This window comes from Spirosoma foliorum (genome assembly GCF_014117325.1).
Classification (GTDB): Bacteria; Bacteroidota; Bacteroidia; order Cytophagales; family Spirosomataceae; genus Spirosoma; species Spirosoma foliorum.
This window is the reverse complement of the sequence record NZ_CP059732.1, coordinates 6,100,427-6,122,140: the sequence shown is the minus strand read 5'-3', so window position 1 is coordinate 6,122,140 and position 21,714 is coordinate 6,100,427. Positions and strand designations below refer to the sequence as shown.

Annotated in this window: 26 protein-coding genes; 5 read left to right on the top strand and 21 right to left on the bottom strand. The window is 46.6% G+C overall.

Features of this window, described 5'->3' with window-relative positions; translation table 11 throughout:
- Nucleotides 1-92: 92 nt before the first annotated feature.
- The 4 genes from H3H32_RS25845 to H3H32_RS25830 all read right to left on the bottom strand — a co-directional run bounded on the left by H3H32_RS25845 (nt 93) and on the right by H3H32_RS25830 (nt 2,497).
- A complete protein-coding gene (locus tag H3H32_RS25845; RefSeq protein ID WP_182458642.1) occupies nt 93-971 on the bottom strand; it encodes an aldo/keto reductase in 879 nt (292 codons plus the stop codon).
- A 168-nt stretch (nt 972-1,139) separates the two neighbouring features.
- Nucleotides 1,140-1,445 carry a type II toxin-antitoxin system RelE/ParE family toxin gene (locus H3H32_RS25840; protein ID WP_182458641.1) on the bottom strand — a complete coding sequence of 102 codons (306 nt, stop codon included), beginning with the start codon at nt 1,443-1,445 and terminating at the stop codon, nt 1,140-1,142.
- A complete protein-coding gene (locus tag H3H32_RS25835; RefSeq protein WP_182458640.1) occupies nt 1,433-1,612 on the bottom strand; it encodes a hypothetical protein in 180 nt (59 codons plus the stop codon). The genes H3H32_RS25840 and H3H32_RS25835 overlap by 13 nt, the downstream gene beginning before the upstream one ends.
- Before the next feature lie 27 nt (nt 1,613-1,639).
- A complete protein-coding gene (locus tag H3H32_RS25830; protein ID WP_182458639.1) occupies nt 1,640-2,497 on the bottom strand; it encodes a prephenate dehydrogenase in 858 nt (285 codons plus the stop codon).
- A gap of 106 nt (nt 2,498-2,603) precedes the next feature.
- Here H3H32_RS25830 and H3H32_RS25825 point away from each other — a divergent pair, with 106 nt between their 5' ends.
- Complete coding sequence (locus H3H32_RS25825) at nt 2,604-2,996, top strand: GxxExxY protein (RefSeq protein ID WP_182458638.1); 393 nt, start codon at nt 2,604-2,606, stop codon at nt 2,994-2,996.
- A gap of 44 nt (nt 2,997-3,040) precedes the next feature.
- On the opposite strand, the gene H3H32_RS25820 is transcribed toward H3H32_RS25825, so the two are convergent.
- Both H3H32_RS25820 and H3H32_RS25815 read right to left on the bottom strand, forming a co-directional pair.
- Nucleotides 3,041-4,228: a pyridoxal phosphate-dependent aminotransferase gene (locus H3H32_RS25820; protein ID WP_182458637.1), complete on the bottom strand. Its 1,188-nt coding sequence runs from the start codon at nt 4,226-4,228 to the stop codon at nt 3,041-3,043.
- A 122-nt stretch (nt 4,229-4,350) separates the two neighbouring features.
- Nucleotides 4,351-4,920 (bottom strand): NUDIX hydrolase, encoded by a 570-nt coding sequence (locus tag H3H32_RS25815; RefSeq protein WP_182464480.1) that lies wholly within the window; start codon nt 4,918-4,920, stop codon nt 4,351-4,353.
- Nucleotides 4,921-5,051: 131 nt separating this feature from the next.
- Between H3H32_RS25815 and H3H32_RS25810 the strand changes: the two genes are divergently transcribed.
- The gene (locus H3H32_RS25810; RefSeq protein WP_182458636.1) at nt 5,052-5,660 is read left to right on the top strand and encodes a hypothetical protein; all 609 of its coding nucleotides are present in this window, start codon (nt 5,052-5,054) and stop codon (nt 5,658-5,660) included.
- A gap of 215 nt (nt 5,661-5,875) precedes the next feature.
- On the opposite strand, the gene H3H32_RS25805 is transcribed toward H3H32_RS25810, so the two are convergent.
- On the bottom strand, nt 5,876-6,814 hold the full coding sequence (locus H3H32_RS25805; RefSeq protein WP_182458635.1) for a nucleoside hydrolase: 939 nt from the start codon (nt 6,812-6,814) through the stop codon (nt 5,876-5,878).
- Between the two features lie 191 nt (nt 6,815-7,005).
- Here H3H32_RS25805 and H3H32_RS25800 point away from each other — a divergent pair, with 191 nt between their 5' ends.
- On the top strand, nt 7,006-8,676 hold the full coding sequence (locus H3H32_RS25800) for a M28 family metallopeptidase (protein ID WP_182458634.1): 1,671 nt from the start codon (nt 7,006-7,008) through the stop codon (nt 8,674-8,676).
- Between the two features lie 107 nt (nt 8,677-8,783).
- Here H3H32_RS25800 and H3H32_RS25795 read toward each other — a convergent pair whose 3' ends face one another.
- Nucleotides 8,784-10,946 (bottom strand): tetratricopeptide repeat protein, encoded by a 2,163-nt coding sequence (locus tag H3H32_RS25795; RefSeq protein ID WP_182458633.1) that lies wholly within the window; start codon nt 10,944-10,946, stop codon nt 8,784-8,786.
- A 110-nt stretch (nt 10,947-11,056) separates the two neighbouring features.
- Between H3H32_RS25795 and H3H32_RS25790 the strand changes: the two genes are divergently transcribed.
- Complete coding sequence (locus tag H3H32_RS25790; RefSeq protein WP_182458632.1) at nt 11,057-11,944, top strand: DNA/RNA non-specific endonuclease; 888 nt, start codon at nt 11,057-11,059, stop codon at nt 11,942-11,944.
- Between the two features lie 81 nt (nt 11,945-12,025).
- Here the strand turns inward: H3H32_RS25790 and H3H32_RS25785 are convergent, their stop codons facing one another.
- From H3H32_RS25785 to H3H32_RS25740, 10 genes are all read right to left on the bottom strand, one after another.
- A complete protein-coding gene (locus H3H32_RS25785; protein ID WP_182458631.1) occupies nt 12,026-13,111 on the bottom strand; it encodes a fatty acid desaturase family protein in 1,086 nt (361 codons plus the stop codon).
- Nucleotides 13,112-13,263: 152 nt separating this feature from the next.
- The gene (gene gnd / locus H3H32_RS25780) at nt 13,264-14,160 is read right to left on the bottom strand and encodes a phosphogluconate dehydrogenase (NAD(+)-dependent, decarboxylating) (RefSeq protein WP_182458630.1); all 897 of its coding nucleotides are present in this window, start codon (nt 14,158-14,160) and stop codon (nt 13,264-13,266) included.
- A 173-nt stretch (nt 14,161-14,333) separates the two neighbouring features.
- Entirely contained in the window at nt 14,334-14,690 is a 357-nt protein-coding gene (locus H3H32_RS25775; RefSeq protein ID WP_182458629.1) for a VanZ family protein, read from the bottom strand.
- Nucleotides 14,687-15,412: a gliding motility-associated ABC transporter permease subunit GldF gene (gene gldF / locus H3H32_RS25770; protein WP_182458628.1), complete on the bottom strand. Its 726-nt coding sequence runs from the start codon at nt 15,410-15,412 to the stop codon at nt 14,687-14,689. Before gldF ends, H3H32_RS25775 begins: the two co-directional genes overlap by 4 nt.
- Before the next feature lie 102 nt (nt 15,413-15,514).
- Nucleotides 15,515-16,036, bottom strand: a complete 522-nt coding sequence (locus H3H32_RS25765) for a DUF4199 domain-containing protein (RefSeq protein ID WP_182458627.1) — start codon at nt 16,034-16,036, stop codon at nt 15,515-15,517.
- A 26-nt stretch (nt 16,037-16,062) separates the two neighbouring features.
- Complete coding sequence (locus H3H32_RS25760) at nt 16,063-16,614, bottom strand: DUF4199 domain-containing protein (protein WP_182458626.1); 552 nt, start codon at nt 16,612-16,614, stop codon at nt 16,063-16,065.
- Entirely contained in the window at nt 16,611-17,933 is a 1,323-nt protein-coding gene (locus tag H3H32_RS25755; protein ID WP_182458625.1) for a dihydroorotase, read from the bottom strand. The genes H3H32_RS25760 and H3H32_RS25755 overlap by 4 nt, the downstream gene beginning before the upstream one ends.
- A gap of 99 nt (nt 17,934-18,032) precedes the next feature.
- On the bottom strand, nt 18,033-18,416 hold the full coding sequence (gene gcvH, locus H3H32_RS25750) for a glycine cleavage system protein GcvH (protein WP_182458624.1): 384 nt from the start codon (nt 18,414-18,416) through the stop codon (nt 18,033-18,035).
- A 111-nt stretch (nt 18,417-18,527) separates the two neighbouring features.
- A complete protein-coding gene (locus tag H3H32_RS25745; RefSeq protein WP_182458623.1) occupies nt 18,528-19,586 on the bottom strand; it encodes an aldo/keto reductase in 1,059 nt (352 codons plus the stop codon).
- A gap of 124 nt (nt 19,587-19,710) precedes the next feature.
- A complete protein-coding gene (locus H3H32_RS25740) occupies nt 19,711-20,523 on the bottom strand; it encodes an SDR family oxidoreductase (RefSeq protein ID WP_182458622.1) in 813 nt (270 codons plus the stop codon).
- Nucleotides 20,524-20,559: 36 nt separating this feature from the next.
- Here H3H32_RS25740 and H3H32_RS25735 point away from each other — a divergent pair, with 36 nt between their 5' ends.
- Nucleotides 20,560-20,949, top strand: coding sequence for a MerR family transcriptional regulator (locus H3H32_RS25735; protein WP_240543492.1), 390 nt, complete (start codon nt 20,560-20,562; stop codon nt 20,947-20,949).
- A gap of 19 nt (nt 20,950-20,968) precedes the next feature.
- On the opposite strand, the gene H3H32_RS38315 is transcribed toward H3H32_RS25735, so the two are convergent.
- Genes H3H32_RS38315 through H3H32_RS25725 form a run of 3 tightly spaced genes read right to left on the bottom strand, consistent with a single transcriptional unit; the run spans nt 20,969 to nt 21,651 of the window.
- Nucleotides 20,969-21,184 (bottom strand): DUF6169 family protein, encoded by a 216-nt coding sequence (locus H3H32_RS38315; protein ID WP_374191854.1) that lies wholly within the window; start codon nt 21,182-21,184, stop codon nt 20,969-20,971.
- Between the two features lie 34 nt (nt 21,185-21,218).
- The gene (locus H3H32_RS25730; RefSeq protein ID WP_182458621.1) at nt 21,219-21,470 is read right to left on the bottom strand and encodes a hypothetical protein; all 252 of its coding nucleotides are present in this window, start codon (nt 21,468-21,470) and stop codon (nt 21,219-21,221) included.
- Nucleotides 21,442-21,651: a hypothetical protein gene (locus H3H32_RS25725; RefSeq protein ID WP_182458620.1), complete on the bottom strand. Its 210-nt coding sequence runs from the start codon at nt 21,649-21,651 to the stop codon at nt 21,442-21,444. The genes H3H32_RS25730 and H3H32_RS25725 overlap by 29 nt, the downstream gene beginning before the upstream one ends.
- Nucleotides 21,652-21,714: the final 63 nt, after the last annotated feature.

Below are 21,714 nucleotides of genomic sequence, written 5' to 3'. Positions count from 1 at the left end.
AAAAAGGGATGATCTCAGATCATCCCTTTTTTGTTGAGATTACGATTTATGGATTACAGCATCCTAGAACCATAAACTGAATACCGTAAACCTTAGTTAGGTAATGGCATATCCTGCAAATCTTCGTCGGTAAGTTTGATGGTAGCCGCCTGTATGTTTTCTTCCAAGTGCTTAACAGAAGATGTTCCGGCAATCGGAAGCATGGCAGGCGAAGCGGCTAATAACCAGGCTAGGGCAATCTGATAATCGGTTGCACCGTGGCGAGCGGCTACTTTCTTGATGGCGTTGTCGGCGGCTACGTTCCCTGCGTTGAGGGGAAACCACGGAATAAAGGCGATATTGTTCTGTTCGCTGTATTTCAGCACATCATTCCAGCGTTGTTCGCCAAAGTTGTACATGTTTTGTACCGATACGACTTCGAAGTATTTTTTCGCTTCTTCAATCTGGTCGATACTCACTTCCGATAAACCAATGTGTTTGATCTTACCTTGTTCCTGGGCTTCCTGCAAAAAACTCAAAAACTCGTCGGAGGGTACTTTGGAATCGAAGCGGTGCAATTGATACAAATCGATTCGATCGACTTTTAGACGTTTTAAGCTTCCTTCCAGGGCTTCCTGAAGGTGTTTTCGGCTTCCGTCTACTGGCCATTGATTGGGGCCTGTACGCAGTAATCCCCCTTTGGTGGCAATCACTAAGCCGTCGGGGTAGGGGTGGAGCGCTTCGGCAATAAGTTCTTCCGAAACATAAGGCCCGTAGCTATCAGCCGTATCGATAAAATTAATGCCTAGATCCAGGCACCGTTTTAAAACGCGAATGGCTTCGTCATGATCTTTGGGTGGCCCCCAAATTCCATTTCCCGTAATACGCATGGCTCCGTAAGCCATACGGTTAACTGTTAAATCGTTCCCGATGGTAATTGTACCAGCCTGTGCGGCCACGTTTGACCCGGCTGATTGTTCACTTGCTTGCATAGGTATTTACTTGATTCAGGTTCCGGGACGTACCAGTTCGTGGTGTCCTGTAGGCTATAAACCAATAGAAATCCGTTTTGTGTCGGCAAGTGTAAAAAGTTTTAGAGTTTACCGCTTCTCAATTCCGTCTAGTACCCGTCGGATAACGTTGGCCCGCTGCATGAAGTCTTATTCGGCATCAAAAAAACGTTCCGATAGATTACGTGAGCTATGCTGAATTGTAATAATGTCAATCTGATTTGGACTGACAATTTTATAAACGATCCGATAGGATTTATGAATCAATTCACGCAGGTAAGGAAGATCAAATTCAGGGACTTTACGCCCCATTTCTGGCTGCTGGCGAAGTAGTCCTGTTTTGTCGATGATCGCATCCTGCAAATGACTGGCATAGCCAGGCGAATAATGAGCATGGTATTCGCCAATGGCATCAAGATCAGCAACTGCTCGATTCGTAAAGGTTATGTTGACCATTTTCTCAAACGTTGACGTACTTCGTCAAGAGGTACAGTTTCCCCACGTTCAGATTGTAGCAACCCTTCCTGTACGTTTTGAACGAATAACAGACGTTCGATCAATTCTTCTACCGGAAATTCGTCCGGCATTTTCTCTAATGACTCCTGAACAATTGTCTTTGTCATGGTATTTTTTTTACCAAATATACTCATTTACCGTTTCTCAATTCCGTCTAGTACCCGTCGGATGACGTTGGCCCGCTGCATGAAGTCCAGTGACGTTTGAAGGTCCTGGGTGTCGATTACGGTCTTAAACTGCTGTAAAAAATCGATGTAAGCGGCTAGTGCATCCGATACGTTCGTGCGATTCTGGTCGAAGATGGGGGCCCACATCTGTGGTGAACTTTTCGCTAAACGAACTGTCGAGCTGAAACCCGTACTGGCCATGTCGAAAATGGCTTGTTCGTCTTTCTCTTTTTCCAGCACAGTTAGGCCAAGTGCAAAGGCGCTGATATGGCTTAGGTGTGAGACATAAGCCAGGTGCAGATCGTGCTCCTTTGGCGTCATATAAAACAATTTCATGCCTATATCCCGGAATAGACTCTCAACAAGCGTCAGGCTGTCGGCGTTACTTTTCTCCCGGTCGCAGATGATAAGGTTTTTGCCGGGGAGCAGTTCCTTGAACGCAGCGCCTGGTCCTGAGTTTTCGGTACCGGCCATAGGGTGTACGGCCACAAACTGTGCTCGTTTTTCGTGGGCGTCGGCTATGGTACAAATTAACTCTTTGGTAGAACCTAAGTCGATGATGGTAGCACCCGTTGGCAGATGATCGAGCACTGTCGGCAACAGATCGATGATCGTGTTAACGGGCGTGGCCATCACAACGAGTGTGCTTTGGGCTACCGCTTCGGCCAGCGGCAGAACTTCGTCGACAATACCTTTTGCCAACGCCAACTGACCATTTACGGGCGACGCGTCGACGCCAATAAAATGCATTTTTGGGTATTTCTCACGTATCGCCAGGGCGAATGAGCCACCTAATAAACCTATGCCAATAATGGAAACAGTCATCTGAACCGGGATTTTTATGATTTAACTGACTGACTTTGATTCGTTAATTATACTGATGGCTAGTGATTTGCAATTATTATCTTGCCAAGTGACTACCATCAGAAGTATGATTAAAGCAGAATACAAATACTCAGAGTTGACGAGTAAAGTAATTGGGTGTGCATTTGAAGTACATAAGATACTGGGGAGCGGATTTCAAGAAGTTATTTATCAACGAGCATTAGCAATAGAATTAGAGGAATGTAGTATTGGTTTCGCTCGTGAATACGATATGCCGATTTTCTTCAAAGGAAGGCATATCGGCTCTCGTAGGGTTGATTTTCTGATTGAAAACGTGGTCTCTGTTGAATTAAAAGCAATTACTACTCTCAATGACGATCATTTGGCTCAGGCTATTAACTATTTGGAAGCTTATAATCTTGAGGTAGGTATGCTCATTAATTTTGGCTGTTCAAGTCTACAGTTTAAACGACTTTTAAATAAAAAATTCAGGCCTTGATACTAACCTTTTATGGTCTCTGCTGAAAATCATAGCCAATCAGTTCAATCAAAAAAATTCCGGTTCAAAATCCGTTCAGTTGCGGTTCGGATACGGTCTTCGGGCACGCATAACGATACTCGCACGTATCGATTTCCTTTAGGCCCAAAAATGAAGCCGGGCGCAATGAAAACGTGCTTTTTTGTCAGCAGATCGTTGACTAGGGTTTCGGCTGATTCAACCGAATCGGGTAGTTTGGCCCAGATAAATAGACCTTCCTGATCGGTAGAATAGCTACAATCAAGCGCATCCAGAAGGGCATGAACGGCATCCAGGCGACCCTGATAGACAGCGTTACGCTCCCAGTGCCAGTCGTCAGAGTTGCCCAATGCTTCGGTCGCAGCGTCCATGAGCGGCTTAAACTGGCCCGAGTCAACATTACTTTTTATCGTTAACACAGCATCGACATACGCTTTGGCTCCCGCCATCCAGCCAATACGCCAGCCTGCCATGTTGTGCGATTTGCTCAATGAGTTCAACTCCACAGCCACCTCTTTCGCTCCATCGACCGACAATAGGCTAATCGGTGGTTTTTTATTCAGAATCAGGCTATAGGGGTTGTCGTGGCATAACAATACTCGGTTGTCATGCGCAAACCGTACCGCACGCTCAAACAACGCGTGAGTAGCGGGAGCACCCGTGGGCATGTGCGGGTAATTGAGCCAAATGATTTTAGTTTTTTCGGAAGCAGGCAATGCGGCTAATAAATCGGTCATGGCTTCCCAATCGGGTTGCCAGCCAGCATGTTCCAGCAGTGGATATTCATGAACCTTGGCCCCAACCATCTGACTGACGGCCCGATAGGCCGGATAACCCAGCTCTGGAACCAGTACGCCATCGCCTTCATTCAGGTAGGTGAGGGAAATATGTGTGATGCCTTCTTTAGAACCGATTAACGGTAAAATTTCCGTTTCGGGGTCAAGGGCAACACCGTATGTATGACTATAGAATTGGGCAATAGCCTGTCGTAGGGCGGGCGTACCTTTATAGTTTTGATAGCCGTGCGAAGTAGGCTGTTGTGCCGACTGAATAAGCGCATCGATTGTATTGGCCGAAGGCATCATATCAGGATTGCCAATGCCAAGGTTAATCACATCATGACCAGTCGCCTGTATCCGACGGACTTCGGCCAACTTCACTGAAAAATAATACTCCTGCGTTTGATCAGCGCGGAGAGCAAGAGGGATAATCACTTTTCTGAACCGGGATTTTTATGATTGATTTGACTGACTATGATTGTGTAAAAGCTACCAAGTTGATAGTACAATCAATCAGCAAAGATACTTATCGTTGGAGTAATCCTATAAAATCATAGTCAGTCAGTTAAATCAAACAAATCCCGGTTCAGATATTTCAGCAACGGGGCCAAATGCAGGGCCTGCATCATCTCGCCGTTATTGATAATCTCCATCGCCCGTTCCCGCGAAACAACGTGCACCGTAATCTCTTCGGTGTTTTCGAGGTGTTGTGCCTGCTTTATCTCAACGTCTATTGCCAGAAACGCATGAGTCAAGTTGGCATGAGTACCAGGGTTAGCAGAGAGCGTCATCAAGTGGTGCCATTGACCACCACCAAACCCGGTTTCTTCGAGTAACTCGCGCTGAGCGGCTACAATTGGCTCTTCGCCGGGATCAATAACGCCCGCACAAAGCTCGTAGTGAACACCCGCAATGCCGTGTCTATATTGCCGAATGAGTACGAGTTGCTTGTCTTTTGTAACAGCAACTACATTGATCCAATCCGGATATTCGAAAACGAAATAGTTGGGAATTGAACCACCATTTTTCATCCGAATGGCGTCTTTACGAACCGTAAACCACGGCAACTGATGAATGTATTCTGAGGTTTCGACCTGCCAGGGCTGGGGATCTTTGTCTGGATTCATAGCGGCAAAGGTAGGCACAGCCTGTGGACTAATTGAAGGCTTTTTCGGATGAATCATATTAACCGGCCCTTCCGATTCGTTGTAGATGGGATTTTGTCTCCGCAATTTCCGTTCGTCCAACTCACGACCTGATGAAAAATGCCATTGCCCTTTTTGTTACTGCGTTATGCCTTTTTCTTTCATCCTGCCATCGCCCCGTTGCGTATTTTCAGCGCTCCTCGCATCCGGCAGCAGCCCGATTAGCCGTTGATAAGTTTAAAGAGCGAACGAGCGAACGTGTGGAAGAGCGTTATACCGTAGAGCCAGCTCTGGATTCAGTGGCAGAAGGCAACCTGCCGATTACAGCTTTGCCGCTGATAGCTGACCCTGTTGTGGCCAATCGAAGTCATCAACCTGTTCAGACAACCAACAATCGTATTGAGCATCGTATGCATCGGGTTCAATCGATGCTGGCTACGTCAACTGAATCGACCGATAAACAACCCGATCCCCGACCCAAGAAAAAACTCAAACTAGGGAATCAAATCCGGCAGAGTCTGGGCATGCGATTACGTCCCGAACTGAACTGGTGGCAGCGAATTAGCTGGAAGTTGAAAGCATCCGTTTTGATTATTCTGGTGGCCGTTGTGTTCGCCATTCTGCACATCACGATACTAGCCATCATTTTCGGCATCCTGGGCGCTTTCCTAATGATTAGTGGCCTGAAACGATCGTTTAAAGTTAGGCGGCCGTGGTTTTAAATATGGCACGCTGATGACGCTGATCTTACAGATTTAAATAGATTTTTATCATTCTTGCCGTGATGTCGGTTACTAATAACCGACATTTTAGGTTTCTCAAAACCTACTGTTTGCACGGATAGGTTTTGAGAAACCTCCCTGTGTCAGATATAAGTATCTGACACCACTTACAGATCAGAAAAATCAGCGTCATCCGCCGGTGCGGTTCTATAACCTTAAGGCAGTTTTTGAACGGCTTTGTAAATCAAGTTGATGTATTTCTCCCGATCAATGTCATACACAAACTCGGTATTCGGGGTGTGTTTCAACACATTGAAGAAGTCGACGACAGTAGTGCCCAGCGTCAGTTTACCCGTAACTTCAACATCCACATAACAGGATTTTGACGTAAACATCGTTGGGTCAATAAGCCAGGCGATGGCGCAGGGATCATGCAGGGCCGCTCCTCCTTCCAGCTCCGGGCGTTCGCTTCGATAATAGATGGAGAAGAAATCCATCAGTTCGGCAACCACTTTACCCGATTGATTGCCGATCGAACGGAATCGTTCAATGTCTTCCTGAAAAACGAGTGCTTTGTGGGTAACATCCAGACCACACATCGTAATCGGAACGCCCGAGTTAAACACGACCGAAGCTGCTTCGGGGTCAACGTAAATATTGAATTCGGCGGTGGGCGTCATATTACCCCGAAAACCACCACCACCCATCAGCGAGATTCGGGCAATCTTCGATTTTAGGTGTGGGTATGCCAGCAGAAAAGTAGCGATGTTGGTTAGTGGCCCGGTTGGAACGAGGGTTATGGGTTCGTCACTATTAGTCAGAATAGCTGCTATGGCCTCTACAGCTGGTATAGACTCCGGTTTTAGCGTCGGTTCAGGCAGAATTGGCCCATCCATACCTAATTCACCATGTACGTGGTCGGCAATGATAAGATTGCGAAAAAGCGGTTTATCGCAACCTTTGTAGATAGGTATGTCAACGCCAAGCAATTCCTTGAGCTTTAGCGCATTGGTTAGTGTTTTTTGTTGTGTCTGATTGCCCGCCGAAGTTGTAATTGCTTTAATATCAAATAAGCCGCTACCGATGGCCAGCATGAGCATAACGGCATCGTCGTGGCCGGGGTCGCAGTCGATAAGTATGGGTAATTTCTTCATTGTCTGTTGATCGTCTTAGTTGCCCAACTACCTGTAAAAATCATAGCCGATTCGTGGTCTAATTGGGGCGCCCAATATACGACCAATTATGCAAGTGTATAGAGATAGGACCTAAAGTTGCGTAATGGTCAATTTGTTCTCCTGAAACTGTGATCTATATTAGCTAATCGTTTCTGCTTTACTCTTCTTCGATGAGACACTTTACAACAACTATTGCCTTTAGTTTATTGATCTCCCTGTCTGGTGTAAATCGGGTAGTAGCCCAATCCAATGCCATTCCAGCCGACGCTCAACAAGTTACAAAAACCGTTCGCCCCGACGCTATTCGAAGACATATGAGCGTCCTGGCCAACGATTCATTAAAAGGCCGAAAACCGGGTACAAGAGGGTTTGCTATGGCGGCCGATTATGTGGTTGGGCAATTCAAGGCATTGGGGCTGCAACCAGCCGGGGAGAACAACACGTTTCGGCAGAATGTACCCCTGCGTCGGTGGCAGGTAAACGAAAAAAACAGCTTACTAGCCTTACTGCCGAATGGCAAGGAAGTACCCCTCGTTTATGGAAAACAGTTTATTCTGAACCCGAGTCCCGATAATCCCATTGGCGATATAACTGCTCCGGTGGTCTTTGTTGGCTATGGCGTGACTGCGCCTGAACTCGGTTACGATGACTACACAGGCATTGATGTAAAGGGAAAGATTGTGGCGTTTCTGAATGGAGCACCCGCTACATTCCCGTCAAATCAACGAGCCTATAACTCATCGTCCAAGGCCGAAAATGCCGTAGCACATGGGGCCATCGGGACAATCGCTTTCAGCTTACCTGCCGATTTACGCAGTCGTATCGAAACCGCAGCACCCCGCGCTCGCCAGGGAATAACGCGCTGGGTGGGTAAAGATGGAAAACCTAAAAATACGTTTCCGGCGTTGAAAGGTGCTGCCTCCGTTAGCGATTCGCTGGCCCGGCTATTGTTTGCCAATGCGCCAACGTCCTTTAGCGAAGCAATGGGACAGGCTATGAAAAACAAACCACAGGCATTCCCGCTCAATATGTCGGTGCACATAAAAACGCAGACCGACGTTGTCGAAGATATTGCCGGATTTAACGTGGTTGCTGTATTGCCCGGTTCAGACCCCGCACTGAAAAATGAATACATTGTACAAGTGGCTCACCTCGATCACCTGGGTGTTGGCAAACCTGTAAAGGGTGATTCGATCTTCAACGGTGCCCACGATAATGCCTCGGGTGTAGCCATTATGCTCGAAACCGCGCGATTGTATGCGTCCTTACCCAAAGCGCCCCGACGGTCGATTTTGTTTGTGGGTGTAACGGGCGAAGAAATGGGACTGTTAGGGTCTGATTATTTTGCCAATAACCCGACTGTACCGAAAGACAAAATTGTGGCGAATTTGACGTTAGACATGCCGTTCTTTTTTCATCCACTACTCGATATTGTGCCGTATGGCGCTGAGCATTCGAGTTTGACTAAAGAGGTCAAACAGGCCGCTGACTTTCTAGGCGTCGCGATTAGTCCTGACCCAATTCCTGAACAGACGGTGTTTATGCGAAGTGATCATTTCAGTTTTGTGCGGCAGGGGATTCCGGCCTTGTTCATCAAAAGTGGTTCGCAGACGGGCAATCCCAATCTGGATGGTACTAAACTGAATCTCGAGTGGCGGGCAACCATTTACCACACGCCACAGGACGACATGAATCAGCCTTTTGATTTCAATTCTGCAGCTAAACACGCCCAATTGCAATTCCTGGTCGGTTACCTGACCGCACAGGATAACCAACGCCCAACCTGGAATAAAGGCGACTTTTTCGGAACGAAGTTTGGGAAGGGGAATATTGGACAATGAATTTAGACTATTAATTACTGGCGGATAATCATCGTTACACAAAAATGTCGCTCCGAAATTCGGAGCGACATTTTTGTGTAACGATATCGCCTTTGTGGGATTCTTGCTTAATACTTATTAACAATCGAATCAGGCAGCATTTTTACGTCAATACCAAAGGCTTTAAGCAGATTAGCCCGGTTGTTCTGTCCGTCTACATACGCTGGGTTTACTACCATCGACCGGTTGTAGTAATAGGAGGCCAGCTCCAGCTTCTGCCGGTTGTTTTGCGTCTGACCTTCGCCTTGATAAATCACCCCAAGATTGTTATAAGCCGGAGCATAGGCATTGGCCGCCCGGATCGTTTGCTTGTAGTAATACTTGGCTGAATCGACGTTAGGCGTAATTTTCTGAAACACGTAGGCCATCGAGAAGTAAGCTTCACCGAAATTAGGATAAATTCGGGTTGACTCCTGCAAGTGATCCAGCGCCCATCGGCCGTGTTTGTTGGCATGGGCAATATTCGTGTCGATCAATATCTGTGCTTTCTTAACCTGCTCGAGAGACGGCTTGGGCTTAATCGCGTTTGTAGCGTTCGCAATCGAATCAGCTTTAGCCCGATCTTTCAGACCTTTCTCAATCCACTCATTTGCCACGTGCCGTTGTACCTGACAGCTATTGGGCGCATAGGGTAAGGCCGAGTTAAAGAGGATGAAATTATTCTCCCAATCGCGGTTGCGCTCAACCGTTTTGAAGGAGTATAAGCCCGCTACAACCGCCATTAAACCAAGCAAAGGAGCGTATCGAACCAGTACGGGTTTGGGTGAGTCTTCCGATTGACGAACCAATAATTTCTGCAAGGCCCAGATTAATACAAAGCCAAAGCCCATCACAGCGGCATATGAAAAACGTTCGGCGAAAATACCACCCCGAAGCCAGATGAAGCCCAGACCTGGAGCCATCGTTACGAAGAACCAGAATATGCCAAATCCCCAGAGGGTACGCTTCATGAATCCTTTCCAGGCTAACCAGATCAAACCCAGGAACGTAAAGAAACCAGCCCATGTCAGGATATCGCCTTTACCGCCCGATGGAATGACATTGTATGAGTAATCATACACCAGCGGATGAGGTAAAAAGATTAGTCGCAGGTAATACTCCAGAAACTTAAACATAGTCGACTTTTGGGTCTTCTCAATCGCGTACGGATAGTTAGCCCAGTCGACCGGAGGAGTACCACTAAGTGTACCAATCATTTTCTGTTTTTGGTAGAAAAACAGCGCCGTAACAATCAGGAATGGCCACAAACTAATGAGCGATTGCCAGACATTACGACGGGCGAACCAATATTGCATAGCCGGAATGAGAGCCAGACTTACAATAGAAGACTCTTTCGACAGAAAGGCAAAATAGAGTGATGCGCAGGCAAGACCCATCCAACTTCCTGATAAGGCTCCCATAATCAAGACACCCAATACACCTCCAGCCGTACTGCCGAGTGTGTTGACCATTAAGCTGCTTCCAATAACCCAGCCACCAACAATCGAGAAGAGGCCTAGTATACCGCCCAATGGCCAGTCGGAAACTGGCCCCTTGAACCAATAAGGTGAGTCAGCCTCTAAATGCTTCCAATACGAAAGCAGCATGAGTGCAATAAAGAGGAAACTCAGAATTTCATCACGACCTTTTATGTTAGCAACAATCTCGGTATGAAGCGGATGGGCGATAAAGACTAAGCCAATCAAAAAGGCGGTAATGGTTTGCTTAGACAGCCATTTTTGTAATAACACGCCAACAACCAAACCGGTTACTCCGTAGAGACCAGCGTTAATCATGTGGCTGATGTTTGGATTATCTTTAAAATACTCCTGTTCCATCGCAAACGTAATGAGCGATAGCGGACGATAGTAGCCTAATGAAATATTACTGAAATGCCAGAATTCGGTACGGAGTAAGTCGGGAATACCGGCAAGCCCCTTTTTCACGAATAGATTCTGCCCAACAGCGGCAATATCGTCGAGCGCATACTGGTGCCCAAATGTGTTGATGTACAGTGCAAACCCTAGTAGCGCTAATACAACCGGTGGCCACCATTCAATAGGTCGTCGTTCGATAGGTAAATCATCCGTAACAACTGGTTTTGCCGGGGTTGATCGAACAGGCGGGCGTTGTGCGGTTTCAACGGGTCGGGTTGCATTGGTACGCGCAGCACCCTGGGTCGGAGTTGGTGTAGGTTTAGGCGCTACGGAGCGAGGATTCTCGTAGCCAGAAGGTTGCTTTTTTTTAGCCATAACAGCAGATGCTCGTCTATTTTAGGTCACTTAAATTCTCTCGTTAGATTTACTAAAGGGCTACGTCGAGAATCACTACATTTATGGATTGATCGTAAAGTTCCGTAAGAATGTCAGCAAAATCAATTCAACTTCATCATCCGTTCAAAACTATTATTTTGGCGGTCAGTCTGAGCGTCCTTCTGAACGGGTGCGCTACTGTACGACCGACTGCTCCAGCAACAACATTTCCTTCACAGAGTCTTAATCGCGCTGATAATCTTGCGCTCGGCAACCCGAGTGGCGCATCGATCAGTGATCCGGATAATTACCCCATTACGCGTCCTCAGTATACACTGTCTTACAATCGTAGCCGAGGCATTGCCAACTGGGTGAGCTGGCACCTAAGTCCTTCCTGGAAAGGCGATGCCAAACGAACAACCGAGTTCAAGCCTGATCAAACGTTACCAACGGGCTGGTATGCTGCTCGACCAAACGATTATACGAATACGGGCTTTGACCGAGGGCACCTCTGTCCATCCGACGATCGGGATTCAAGCCCCGAAGATAATGCCGCCACATTCATCCTATCCAACATCGTGCCACAAGCGCCACGACACAATCGGGAGGTCTGGAAAAGTTTAGAAGATTACGAACGCCAACTGATGAGCAACGGTAATGATGTCTATATTATTGCTGGTGTAAGTGGTACCGGAGGGACTGGGCAAAACGGCTACGCAACCACAATTGCTAATGGTAAACTGACCGTTCCAGCTACGCTCTGGAAAATACTCGTTGTTGTGCCTAGTGGTAGTGATAATGGATTTCAGCTTACTTCCAATACGCGCATTATTGCCGTCAATATACCTAATAATCAGACCGCTGCCGACAAGCCCTGGCGAGCTTACCTAACCAGTGTCGATGAGCTGGAAAAACTAACGGGCTACGACTTCTTATCGAATGTACCTGCCGACGTTCAGCAGGTTATTGAAAAGCAAATCGATGGCGGCAATAGTTAGAGTTAATACAGAAGCACAAAGGGCGCAGAGTATTTATTGACTACTCTGCGCCCTTTGTGCTTCTGTGGTTATATCATTGATTTATGCAGCCACCGCCGACACCTGAGGCATGTCTGTGACTACAGTCTTCAACGGAATTCGCTTTGTGCGTCGTCGTAACAGTGCGATGGCTTCCTCATCATCAGCAAAAGCCCCGTTAATATTGACCATGTTTCGGGCCAGCACATCATAGCGCTTAAACATGAGCAGGAAAAATACTTGTCCGAAATCAATTCCATCGAAAACAACAGCCTGATTCTGTGCGTATTTGTCAATGGTTTTCATGAAAAATGTGGGATGCTCAGTCCAGTGCATGGCTGGCCGAACGTGGTGGCTAATGTGATAACCGTCATTCCAGCATTTTTTGTTATAGCGCACATTGATGCAGGTTATACTGTTTTTGTAAGCATTACCTGGATCATCAAAATCAACAAAACAATGTTGAGTCCAGTTACCTAACATCGCAATAAATCGATAGATAACAAGTGGCAGCAAAAATACCAGGACCGTAGCACGCCAGTTTACAAAGCATAGCCCAATACAAACAACTGCAAACACGATTTCACCTGTTAACGCACGCGTCGCTAGTTTAGGGCGATTTTTCTGCCGGAGGTAGTCCAGCAAATTACGTACACCAACCACAAAAAAACGCCCGAAATAAGCCAGGAAGCTTCGGAAGCTATCGCGTTGGAAGGTCATGGTACTACTATCATCCTCTTCGAGATTATTCTCAGGATGGTGCATGCCAATATGATGGCTATAATAAGTTTCGGGGGTATGACCAAAGAAAGGCGCCAGTATCCAGGGCAGAAATTTATTCATCCAGTCATACTCGGTCTTAAAAAACTGACGGTGGCTTGTACAGTGAAGCATCAAACCAAAGGGACCTTTGACGCCCAGATTGCTAAAAAATAAATGAAGAACAGCGACCGTCCACCAGGCCCAACCTGTCACAAAGGGCATAAACAGCAAAACGCTTAAGGGAACCAGCGTCAGACAAATGCGAAGAGTAAGATAAATAAAGGGTAGGTCTCGTTCGTCTTTAATAAACTGGAGGAAAAAACGATCCAGCCTATTGTAATTGCCACCTTTGAACGTAGGGTCGTGGATAGTGCTCAATAATTTCATGCAACAGGTACGGCGGTTTAAGGGATAATAGGATACAAAAATTCGGGTCGTTTCAATTATCGTTCATAGCGAAATTGAAACGACCCGAACCTTTGTGTAATACTAACGAAAAAAAACAGAACTTTATTTAACTATTTATCGTTGGGACCTTTTTATTTTTTCTCGACGGCGTGGCCGCCGAACTCATTTCGCAAAGCTGCTACTACTTTCCCGGTGAAGGTATCATCCTGTAAGGAGCGATAACGGGTTAGTAAGGACATCGCGATTACGGGTGTTGGAACCCCCAGATCAAGGGCCGCGTCGAGCGTCCAGCGACCTTCGCCTGATGAGAACATCTTCCCTTTAATCGCATCCAGTTTAGGATCTTTCCGGAACGCGTCTTCCGTCAGTTCCATGAGCCAGCCACGAATCACTGAGCCATGACTCCACATTTTGGCAACGGCTTCAAAATCGAACGGGAATTGGCTTTTCTCTAATACTTCAAAGCCCTCGGCAATGGACTGCATCATGCCATACTCAATGCCGTTATGGACCATTTTGGTGAAGTGGCCACTTCCTGCAGGGCCTGTGTATAGATAGCCGTCTTCAACGGAAATGTCCTTAAAAACACCATGAAGTGGTTCAATTACGTCAGGATCGCCCCCTACCATAGTACAAGCGCCATTCAGGGCACCGCTAATACCGCCACTAGTTCCGCAATCGAGGAAACCAATGCCTTTCTCTTTCAAGTATTCATGCCGCCGGAGCGAATCCTTATAGTGCGAGTTTCCCCCGTCGATAACGACGTCGCCCGATTGCATAACCGCCAGCAATTGCTCAATTACCTTATCAACCAGATCCCCTGCCGGAATCATCAGCCACAAAACGCGTTTCTCGGGCAGCGCATTATAAAGGTCGGCTAACGTGTTAGCACCCTGGGCGCCTACCTTCTTAATCCCTTCAACCAACTCTGGGTTAATATCGAAGCCGACAACAGTGTGTTCATGCCTTACCAAGTTAGTAACGAGGTTGAACCCCATCTTGCCTAATCCTATGAATCCAATATGCATAACAGTTGATGATTTAAGCGGTCAAGTTGGTGATTTTTCCCTTACTCTTCTTTTTCCGCTCCGTTAGAATTCAATTAATCCTATTTTAAATTTCCCCCGGCGTATTATTTCCTATCAACTGGCTATTGCTGAAGGCACTCAATAAATATAAGCAGAAGAGATGCGTTATGATTTTATCCGGCTACGACCCCTGTTTTTTGGACAGCCCAGGCTAAGCCTATCCCAAGAAGGACACCCAATCCATCAGCGGCAAAGTCAATCCAGTCGGCACTACGATTAATCGGTAATATGTATTGTAGAACTTCAATGAGCCCTCCGAGCAGAATGCCCGCGATCAACGTATGACTCATGCGAACCCCAGCCAATATCCACAAGATGGAGAATGGAGCAAAAATGGCTGCATGTAGCATTTTATCGTTAAGCTCCACTAATTCACCAGGCAATTCCTCATGGGGAGTGAGGCACCCGATCAACATAACAATGGTCCAGGCAATGGCTAACCAACGAAATACGGTCGGATTAATTTTCATAGAGTTGATTTCAAGCGATTGGTTGTCAAAAGCAGGAAGAGGATAAGTAAGCTAAGCAGATAAATTACATTTCGGCTATCAATTACACCCCGGCCCAGCGCTCGGTATTGCTCATCCAGCGCCAATGAAGATAGGTAATACGATAAGCCACCCAACGCTGATAAGCCAGCCAGCGCGCTAAGACCCACATAGAGTAAAAAACAAAAAAAAGCACCCAGTACGAAGGCAACCACCTGATTGTCATTAAATGACGACGCCCACAAACCAATAGCCACAAACACACCGGCTAATAAGATCAGGCCAAGGTAAGAACCAAATACCCCCGCCGAATCGATATTCCCAACCGGCGAACCGAGTTTGTAAAGTGTAAAATAATAGATCAATGTGGGCAGCAGGGTTATAATAACCAGTAGCCAACTGGCCAGGAATTTCCCACTGATAATGCCCCATTTACTAACAGGCTTAGTCAGTAGCCATTCGAGGGTACCCGAACGTACTTCATCGGCCAGCGAACGCATGGTAATGGCCGGCACCAGAAATAACAATAAATAGGGCGTTAGATTAAAAAAGGTGCCCATATCGGCGTAGCCATTTTCGAGTAGGCTCGTGTCTGGAAATACCCAGAGCAGCAAGCCCATTGCCGTCAGGAATACGCCCATGATAATATAGGCGATGGGCGAGGAGAAGAATTGATTGATTTCTTTACGGAAAATAGCCAGCACGATGAAGGGGTTTGTAGTTTATAGTTTGAAGTTTATAGTTCCCCTGGTAGCTAACTACAGACGTCGAACCGCCGGGCATCTCCCGCACAAACTATAAACTCGTTATTCAAACGGATTGTCTTTGTTCCTGCGTATGAAAGCGGCTATAATCAGCGAGAAAATGACACCAATGAGTATGGTCATAAAGATACCCACGGCGAATGTTATTCCCGGACTCTGAAATTTCTGCATCATTTCGATACCCTGATCGATCTGTTCATCAGACATAGTCCCCTGATCTTCCATCTGCGTGCGCACCTGCTCGGTGATACGCTCCTGAAAACCTGGATCAATGATCTGGGTATAGAAAACCGTAAACAGCGACGACAGAAAGCCCGCAATAGCTGATACCAAAGTTCCTGTACTCATGCCCTCACCGTAACTCATGTAACCCTCGTTGGCAGTACGGTAGTCACGCATACTTAACACTAAACCCACAATCAGAATCAGGTAAATAACGAGGCTAAGCGAACGATTCGTCGTTTGATCGAGTGTGTACAGAATGATTGAATAGACCACTAAGGTTATGCCAGTTATCAGTCCCCATTTCAGGGCAACACGGGCGGTGGAGGTCTGATTATTCATAATCTTGGGCTAATAATTAGATCGGATTATCGCAAAACACTATAGTCCTGCTTTCGGAAAATAAGCGAAATAATGAGTACGGGCAGTACTGCTAACGCTGTTTTTTTCGTCAACTCATCGGGAAGCAGCACCGAAGGCTGCATATTGACAACTTTACTCCACTGTTCGGCAAAGGTTTCCGGGCCAAACTGATCGGTGAGTTGCTTTTTGCCATCTAATAAGAGCTTTTTAGAATTAACTACATATTCAGCAAACACGCCCGGATCAATTTGAGTAATAAACAGATAAATCAGCCAGCCGGTCACTAAGGCCGCAACTGTGTTCAAGACGTAACCAATGGTTAACCCTTCCCACAAATGCAGCCGACCATGGCCAATATATTTTCGGTAATACCAGACTGTAGCGGCCATCACAATAATATGAATGCCGAAATCCAGCACTCGAATGTTTCCTAACGGGGGAACACCAATGGCATACAGCGCCAGGAAATACAGGAAACACAAAACACCCGTTAGCAATCCAGCCAGAAGCGGGATTTTTAGCAACGGGTGATTAAAGTAATTCAGAATACTTTTCATTTAGCTGGCTTAAATTGGCCGTGATGTACAATACCGACTACGCGTCCGGTGAACGACTGACCTAGAAATGGAGAATTTTTCGACTTGGAGAACGTGCGTTCATAGTGCCACGTGCTAGTCGGATCAAAAAGCGTTAAACAGGACGACTGTCCTTCGGCAATGCTCAACGCAGGAAGTCGCAGAATTTGACGAGGGCGTGTGGTGAGTTTTTCAATGAGTTGTGCCCAGGACAATCTCCCCTGATTATGACTGGCCAAAATGGGGAAAACTGTTTCCAGACCAATTATGCCAAATTCCGCCTGATCGAACTCCAGGTTTTTACTTTCAGCATCCTGAGGAGCGTGATCTGATACAATGGCGTCAATCGTGCCATCGGCCAGACCCGCCCAGAGAGCAGCCACATCCGTTTCTGAACGGAATGGTGGATTCACTTTCAGATTTGTATCAAAACCCGATAAGGCTGTATCATTGAAAACAAGTTGATGAACTGCGACATCGCAACTAACAGGTAATCCCTGCGCCTTCGCCTGCCGAATCAACTCCACCGAACGGGCGGTCGAAATCGTTGAAAAGTGGAGGACTGTTTGTTGTTGACTCGATACAGCATCAGTCCTTTGCCTTTTCCCCTCTGCCCCTTGCTCTAAAACATAATCCAGCAACCGCAAATCGCGCTCTACGATGAGTTCTTCGGCGAGGGCTGGCATGCCTTTCAGACCGAGTAAGGTGCTTTGAATGCCCTCATGCATTTGACCGAACTGAGTCAGCAATTGCTCTTCTGGCCGATTCATGAGTAGTCCATTAACCGGTTGCAGATATTGTAACGTTTTGAGCAATAGATCAGGGTTCTGAAGCGGATGGGTACCATCAGAAAACGCAACAGCGCCTGCATGATGCAGGTCAAGCATTTCCGTAAAATCAACGCCAGCTGCTTTTTTCGTTATAGCAGCAATAACGTGGACATTTACGGGCTGCCCTTCGGCCATGCGTCGGACATAACCAAGCGTTCCTTTGTCGTCGATAACCGGCTGTGTGTTTGGTAGCACCGCAATGTCGGTAAAACCACCAACAGCGGCAGCCTTACAAACACTGTTCAGATCTTCCTTGTGCTCGTAGCCAGGGTCCTGCGCTAAGACCCGCATATCGACCCAGCCGGGTGACACATGCAAATTATCCGACTCGATGACCATGCTGCTGGCATCGGCAGACAAATTTTCGCCAACTTGACGAATCAGGCCGTTGTCAACCAAGATATCAACTACCTGCCCATTCAACGATGAAGCAGCATCAACAACACGGGCAGAACGGATTAGAAATTGCATAGAAAATTCCCCTCTCCCGTTTTTAGAAGAGGGCTGCATATGAAGTAATTATCGAAAAAAAGGCCCCTTTCGGAGCCTCCAATTAATCTATTCAGCGAATTAGGCACCTATCAACTCCCGGTAGGCATCGGCAGATAGTAAACCATCTTTTGCTCCGGCATCGACAGGTTTCAGGCGAATAATCCACCCTTCACCATATGGATCACTATTCAACAGTTCGGGGCTTTTTTCAATGGCAGGATTCAGTTCGAGAACTTCGCCTTCGACTGGTAAAAATAGGTCCGATACCGTTTTTACAGCTTCAACAGCACCAAAAACATCCCCTTTTCCGAGTGATTGACCGACCGTATTAACGTCAATGAAAATAATATCGCCCAATTCATTTTGTGCGAATTCAGTAATGCCAATTACGGCGGTACCATCATCTTCGATTCGAATCCACTCGTGATCCTCCGTATAACTTAGCTCTGCGGGAAAATTCATTGTAAAGGAGTCTTAATTTATACCCGCAAAATACGGCAGATGATGCCGTATTTGCAAACGGTAATACGGTTGGGAAGCCGCACTTTAGTTATAAACGGCTTCCCGACTGCATTACTTTGCCACTGTCGATTGATTGGGTGAGAAATTATAAGCCCCAAGCCGATCACTACTCTGTCGTTGAATCATCCATTGTGGATAGGGCTTCGTGGTTGAACTGACCTGATCGAGCTGCTCAAGTTGCTCGCTGGTCAGGCTTACTTCTACTGCTTTAATATTATCGGCAAGCTGGTCGGTGTTTTTGGCGCCAATAATAACGCTTGTCACACCAGGTTTGGCCAATACCCAAGCCAACGCAATCCGGGCGACCGAAACGCCGTGTGCTTCAGCAATGGTTTGCATTACCTCAATAATGTCGTAAGCACGCTCCTGATTGACAGGGGGAAAGTCGAACGCCAATCGACGCGAATCGCCTTCGGGTTTGTTTTCACGGGTATATTTTCCAGATAAGAAACCACCCGCCAATGGACTCCAGGGTAAAATAGCCATCTGCTGATCCTGTACCATTGGCACGATTTCATTTTCGAGATCACGACCAGCGATGGAATAATAATTCTGGGTCGACACAAACTTTGTCCAACCGTTTTTCTCCGCAATGCCATTGGCTTTCATCACTTGCCAGGCGGCCAGATTTGAGCAGCCAATGTAGCGCACTTTACCACTTCTGACCACATCTTCCAGTCCCCGCATGGTTTCTTCAAGCGGTGTTATTGGGTCAAATCCGTGAATCTGATACAGGTCGACATGATCAACCTGAAGGCGTTTCAGACTACCTTCAATCTGCTGCATGATTTGCAGACGACCTAGGCCAACTTGGTTCTTGCCTTCGCCCATACGTCCACGAACTTTCGTGGCAATCACCAGTTCATCGCGCGACACCCCAAGCGTTTTCAACGACTGCCCCAGCAATCGTTCCGATTCGCCGAAGGAGTAAACGTTGGCGGTATCAATGAAATTAATGCCACTATCCAGTGCGGCTTTTACAATATCGTTGACGGCATTCTGCTGAAGCTCGCCCATTGCTTTCCAATAGCCATTCCCTCCGAAGGTCATGGTACCCAGGCAGATTTCGGAAACTAATACGCCGGTATTTCCGAGATGGTTGTATTTCATACGTTCGTTTATTGGGGTTTGTTAAGTCAACCGGGATACTAGGCCGATTGTTGATCGAGACGCCCGGTATCAAGGTTACTAAATTGTGATGCAACGAATAGATAAGGCAGTAGCCTGTACGGCTTTACTCATTAAAAAACCGATCATCAACGGCTTTCCTGAATACTTCGTCGCCCACTTGTAAGCGTTGCGCATATAATGCTTTGGCATCTGCACCAGCCACGTACCGCAATTGATTTTTGCCATCCGTAGCCGCTTCATACACAACTTCAGCTATTTTTTCGGCAGTTGAGTAATTGGCACGGCGAGCCGGATCACTAAAGGCGGCAACTACTTTATTTAGTTGATCCGTGTAAGCCTCGTGCGATGTTCGCACAATGGAACGACCTGAAAAATCAGTTGTGATACCGCCCGGAGAAACTGTTTTGATACCAATACCAAACTTGGATAGCTCGAACGACATGCTTTCACTCCATCCTTCCAAGGCCCATTTGGTAGCATGATATACCGAGTTGAATGGGAAGGCCACTAAACCGCCAATTGACGTAGTGCTAATAAACAAACCGGCTTGTTTTGCTCTGAAATGTGGGATAAATGCCTGCGTAACCCGAATGACACCCAGCAGATTTGTTTCCAGCTGTTTCACAATCTGCACGTCGGTTGTGCCTTCTAAAGGGCCAACCAAACCGTAGCCAGCATTGTTGAATACTACATCTACCTCACTTGAGTCAATCACTTGCTGCACAGTAGATTGTATCTGTTCGAGGTTTGTGACGTCGAGCGGCAGGAGCTTAATGGCAGAGATTTGGGTAAGTTCCGTTTCATTTTCGGGATTGCGCATCGTGGCAATCACGTTCCAGCCCTTGTTCGCAAACAGAATCGCAGCAGCTTTGCCAAGACCACTGGACGCACCAGTGATGAAAATTGTTTTTGTCATTGTTGAGAATGGTTTCATATTCGTATAGCGAACAAATTGGAGTTAACTCCAGAATTCCCACAACGCTCATTTTTTTACGAAATGCACATCGGTGAACTAGCCAATCGAACAGGGGTAACGCCCGACACCATCCGATTTTACGAGAAGTTGAATTTACTACAAGGCAATCGCCATAGCCGACGGGGACATCGCCAATACGACGAATCGCACGTAGCGGGATTGCTGCAAATTAAGTTTATTAAAGCAATGGGCTTCACACTCAAGGATATACAGGAAAAGTTCGTCGACTGGCGAGCGGGCAAACTGACGAACTTAGAAAAACGAGCCATTCTGGAAGCCCAACTCCAGAAAATAGACGAAGCCGCTGCAGAAATTGAACAGGTCAGAGCGTATTTACGCAAAAAGATTGGCCTGTTTCCTGATTGATTGATTGTCAGAAAAGGAATTATTTCTCGCCGTTTGCTAAGTCCTCAAAAGCGGCAATGATAGCGTGACGGAAGGGGTTGTCGTATCGAAAAAATATTGACGCAAAGTATTGCTCAGGCCCACTAATTACTGACGGAAGGTCATATTTCTCAAACGGATGATTCCTGCTTCGGTTAAACCAGTTATCAAATTTACGCTTGCGAGCTAATTCGCGAGAGTCAGAGTCATCGCAGATATACAGAATAACCCGTTCGTGAACGGTGAAAAAATCAGAAATGATGGGCTACAATCGTTGGAAAAATGGCACGATCTGCAGGAATATGAGTAGGGTCAGGAGCAGATGCAACTTCAACAACTAGCTCATAAAAGTTATCCCGCCAGTATTCTCCGGGTAATACATAGTCCGCTCCAGGTTTAAATCGAACGCTATAAGAAATCTCATTAACGGTTTTAAAATTGTATCGGTTATCAAATCCTCCGGCAAAATCAAAATCATATGAACGGTGTTCCTCGTTCTGCATTTCTTTCTTTTAATCGTTTCATCGATTCTTTGTATTCTTCCGTCTTTGCATACTCGCGCATTTCGGCTTGTGTTTCGCGTTTGCGCTGCATTGCCTTCCGATAAAAAGCCAGCCATTTTTCCCGTTGTTCGGGCGTTAAATCCTCCGCTCGGATAGCTTTAACTTCTTTCTGCTTTTCCATGGTTTTTACTATTTAGTATACAAACGTAGCGATTCTCAGAAGTATAAACAATTAACGAACTGA

Excerpts from the sequence above, each read along its gene's own strand:
- H3H32_RS25845 (WP_182458642.1), bottom strand. The coding sequence starts at position 971 with ATGCAAGCAAGTGAACAATCAGCCGGGTCAAACGTGGCCGCACAGGCT.
- H3H32_RS25840 (WP_182458641.1), bottom strand. The coding sequence starts at position 1,445 with ATGGTCAACATAACCTTTACGAATCGAGCAGTTGCTGATCTTGATGCC.
- H3H32_RS25835 (WP_182458640.1), bottom strand. The coding sequence starts at position 1,612 with ATGACAAAGACAATTGTTCAGGAGTCATTAGAGAAAATGCCGGACGAA.
- H3H32_RS25830 (WP_182458639.1), bottom strand. The coding sequence starts at position 2,497 with ATGACTGTTTCCATTATTGGCATAGGTTTATTAGGTGGCTCATTCGCC.
- H3H32_RS25825 (WP_182458638.1), top strand. The coding sequence starts at position 2,604 with ATGATTAAAGCAGAATACAAATACTCAGAGTTGACGAGTAAAGTAATT.
- H3H32_RS25815 (WP_182464480.1), bottom strand. The coding sequence starts at position 4,920 with ATGAATCCAGACAAAGATCCCCAGCCCTGGCAGGTCGAAACCTCAGAA.
- H3H32_RS25810 (WP_182458636.1), top strand. The coding sequence starts at position 5,052 with ATGAAAAATGCCATTGCCCTTTTTGTTACTGCGTTATGCCTTTTTCTT.
- H3H32_RS25805 (WP_182458635.1), bottom strand. The coding sequence starts at position 6,814 with ATGAAGAAATTACCCATACTTATCGACTGCGACCCCGGCCACGACGAT.
- H3H32_RS25800 (WP_182458634.1), top strand. The coding sequence starts at position 7,006 with ATGAGACACTTTACAACAACTATTGCCTTTAGTTTATTGATCTCCCTG.
- H3H32_RS25795 (WP_182458633.1), bottom strand. The coding sequence starts at position 10,946 with ATGGCTAAAAAAAAGCAACCTTCTGGCTACGAGAATCCTCGCTCCGTA.
- H3H32_RS25790 (WP_182458632.1), top strand. The coding sequence starts at position 11,057 with ATGTCAGCAAAATCAATTCAACTTCATCATCCGTTCAAAACTATTATT.
- H3H32_RS25785 (WP_182458631.1), bottom strand. The coding sequence starts at position 13,111 with ATGAAATTATTGAGCACTATCCACGACCCTACGTTCAAAGGTGGCAAT.
- gnd (WP_182458630.1), bottom strand. The coding sequence starts at position 14,160 with ATGCATATTGGATTCATAGGATTAGGCAAGATGGGGTTCAACCTCGTT.
- H3H32_RS25775 (WP_182458629.1), bottom strand. The coding sequence starts at position 14,690 with ATGAAAATTAATCCGACCGTATTTCGTTGGTTAGCCATTGCCTGGACC.
- H3H32_RS25765 (WP_182458627.1), bottom strand. The coding sequence starts at position 16,036 with ATGAATAATCAGACCTCCACCGCCCGTGTTGCCCTGAAATGGGGACTG.
- H3H32_RS25760 (WP_182458626.1), bottom strand. The coding sequence starts at position 16,614 with ATGAAAAGTATTCTGAATTACTTTAATCACCCGTTGCTAAAAATCCCG.
- H3H32_RS25755 (WP_182458625.1), bottom strand. The coding sequence starts at position 17,933 with ATGCAATTTCTAATCCGTTCTGCCCGTGTTGTTGATGCTGCTTCATCG.
- gcvH (WP_182458624.1), bottom strand. The coding sequence starts at position 18,416 with ATGAATTTTCCCGCAGAGCTAAGTTATACGGAGGATCACGAGTGGATT.
- H3H32_RS25745 (WP_182458623.1), bottom strand. The coding sequence starts at position 19,586 with ATGAAATACAACCATCTCGGAAATACCGGCGTATTAGTTTCCGAAATC.
- H3H32_RS25740 (WP_182458622.1), bottom strand. The coding sequence starts at position 20,523 with ATGACAAAAACAATTTTCATCACTGGTGCGTCCAGTGGTCTTGGCAAA.
- H3H32_RS25730 (WP_182458621.1), bottom strand. The coding sequence starts at position 21,470 with ATGCAGAACGAGGAACACCGTTCATATGATTTTGATTTTGCCGGAGGA.
- H3H32_RS25725 (WP_182458620.1), bottom strand. The coding sequence starts at position 21,651 with ATGGAAAAGCAGAAAGAAGTTAAAGCTATCCGAGCGGAGGATTTAACG.